The organism is Ruegeria sp. CE9, from assembly GCF_056537425.1.
In genome coordinates, this window is the sequence record NZ_JBQFRO010000044.1 from 1 (window position 1) to 2072 (window position 2072).

3 protein-coding genes are annotated in these 2072 nt (G+C 57.1%); 2 read left to right on the forward strand and 1 reads right to left on the reverse strand.

Annotated features, from left to right (window positions below; all coding sequences use genetic code 11):
* The coding region (locus ACR0B3_RS23740) for a carboxymuconolactone decarboxylase family protein (RefSeq protein WP_480811204.1) at positions 1-425 on the forward strand (425 nt) is incomplete at its 5' end.
* The gene (locus ACR0B3_RS23745; protein WP_480811205.1) at positions 418-906 is read left to right on the forward strand and encodes a tRNA (cytidine(34)-2'-O)-methyltransferase; all 489 of its coding nucleotides are present in this window, start codon (positions 418-420) and stop codon (positions 904-906) included. The genes ACR0B3_RS23740 and ACR0B3_RS23745, both read left to right, overlap by 8 nt.
* Here the strand turns inward: ACR0B3_RS23745 and ACR0B3_RS23750 are convergent.
* Positions 898-2072: lytic murein transglycosylase (locus tag ACR0B3_RS23750; protein WP_480811206.1), on the reverse strand; the 1175-nt coding region annotated here is incomplete at its 5' end. The genes ACR0B3_RS23745 and ACR0B3_RS23750 overlap by 9 nt on opposite strands.

The following is a 2072-nucleotide window of genomic DNA, read 5'->3' on the forward strand; positions in this document are numbered from 1 at the left end:
ACGGCGCGGTCACGCCTGAATTCAAACGCCTGCTTGGGTATGTGTCCAGTCAGGCATCAGGCTGCCTGTATTGTCAGGCCCATATGATCTTGGCCTCCGAGCGGTTTGGCGCGTCAGAAGATCGGTTGAACGATGTGTTCACCTTTGAAGATAGCCCCCATTTTACCGAGGCCGAGAAAGCCGCCTTGGCCTTTGCGCAGGCGGCAACCCTTGTGCCAAACGCGGTGACACAAGAAATCGGCGCACGCCTTAAGGCGCATTGGGGCGAGTCTGCTGTGGTCGAGATCATGGCCGTTGTCGCGCTGTTTGGGTATCTTAATCGTTGGAATGACAGTATGGGATCCGCCCTAGAAGATCTTCCAATCAGCAAAGGTGAGGCGCGTTTGAAAGACGCCACTGGGTGGAGTGTCGGCAAGCATGTCTGAGCGCCCCCAAGCCCCGCATCAGATGAAGATCGTGTTGTTCCAACCTGAGATACCCGGGAACACGGGCACGATTGGGCGCACTTGCGTGGGCTTGGATATGGAATTGATCTTGATCCGACCCTATGGGTTTGAGCTATCGGAGAAATCAGTGCGCCGCGCGGGGCTGGATTATTGGAAATATGTGCGCCTGACAGAATATGATGATTGGGAAGCGTTTATCGCAGCGCGCAGGCCGCGCGCGGATCAGTTGTTTCTCTTTGAAAATGATTGGGCGCAATCGGCCTATGAGGTCGAATTTCCCCAAGATGCCTATTTGGTTTTTGGCCGTGAGACGACAGGGCTGTCTCCTGAGATTATCGCAGCCCATGCGGATCGGCTTGTCTCCTTGCCGATGTATTCCCCGCATATTCGCTCTTTGAATCTGGCGAATATCGCTTGCGCGGCAGCCTACCAAGCCTTGCGCAGTCACGCCTTAGCGTAAAGCGGTCAGCAGGGTTTGCGAGGGTTGGCCTGTGATGGGCCATCCTCTTTCAGCCTCAAAGGCGCGAATGGCGGCTTCGGTTTGGCGGCCAAATACGCCATCAATTGTGCCAATCTCATAGCCACGCGCCTTGAGGCCCTCTTGGATGGCGCGGCGATCTTCAATCAGCAGACCATATTGATCTGGTGGGAATGGCGTGGATATAGGCCCCGCCCCAGTCAGCCGCCCTGCAAGGTAGATGACACCAAGCGCGTAATTATCCGATGCATTATACCGCAAGAGCGCGCTGAAATTGGGCGAAACGAGGAACCCAGGCCCGTTTGGCCCTGCAGGCAGCAGCAGGGCGGGATTGCCCAAATTGCGGGTGGGCGTCACCACAGGCACCACGCCGCGCGCAATCCAAGTGGCAAGCGTGCTTGGCGCGCCGCGCCCAGAAGGCCCCGAATATCCTTGGGGCAGGCGCACCTCGCAACCCACGCCAAATTCGCTTTTCCATGCGCCCCCTTCGCGCAGATAGGCGGCGGTTGAGGCCAAGGCATCTGTGGGATCAATGCCCCAAATATCTTTCTTGCCATCACCATTGAAATCCACCGCATGGGCCGCAAAGGTGGTGGGAATGAATTGGGTATGCCCCATGGCCCCTGCCCATGATCCTTTGAGGTTTTCGGCGGTTGTATGGCCTTGCTGTAAAATCCGCAGAGCAGCAAAAAGCTGCGCCTCGAAAAAGGCCGCGCGCCGTCCGTCATAGGCAAGGGTCGATGTGGTTGAGATCACGGGAATATCCCCGCGCTTTGCACCAAACTCGCTTTCAACGCCCCAAATCGCCGCCACCACTTCGCGTGGGACGCCATATTGGTCTTCGATGCGGCGCAAGAGGCGCGATTGATTGGTAAAGGCTGCGCGGCCCGAAGTCACCTTGGCCTCAGAGGCGACAAGGTTCAAATAATCCTCGAAACTGCGAGAGAATTCTGCCTGATTGCGGTCGCGGGTCACGACACCTGGCAAATAGCCTGTGCCACGGAAAGCTTGCGAAATGGTGACGGGGTGTATTCCCCGTGCCTCTGCGCGAGATTTGAAATTGGCCACCCATTGGGCATAGCCCGTATTTGGGGTTGGTTGCAGATCAGGCGGGGTTGGGCGCAAGAAGTTTTGACCTGCTTGGGTCA

Bases quoted from the DNA above. Each gene is read 5' to 3' on its own strand.
- ACR0B3_RS23745 (WP_480811205.1), top strand. From the start codon at position 418: ATGTCTGAGCGCCCCCAAGCCCCGCATCAGATGAAGATCGTGTTGTTC.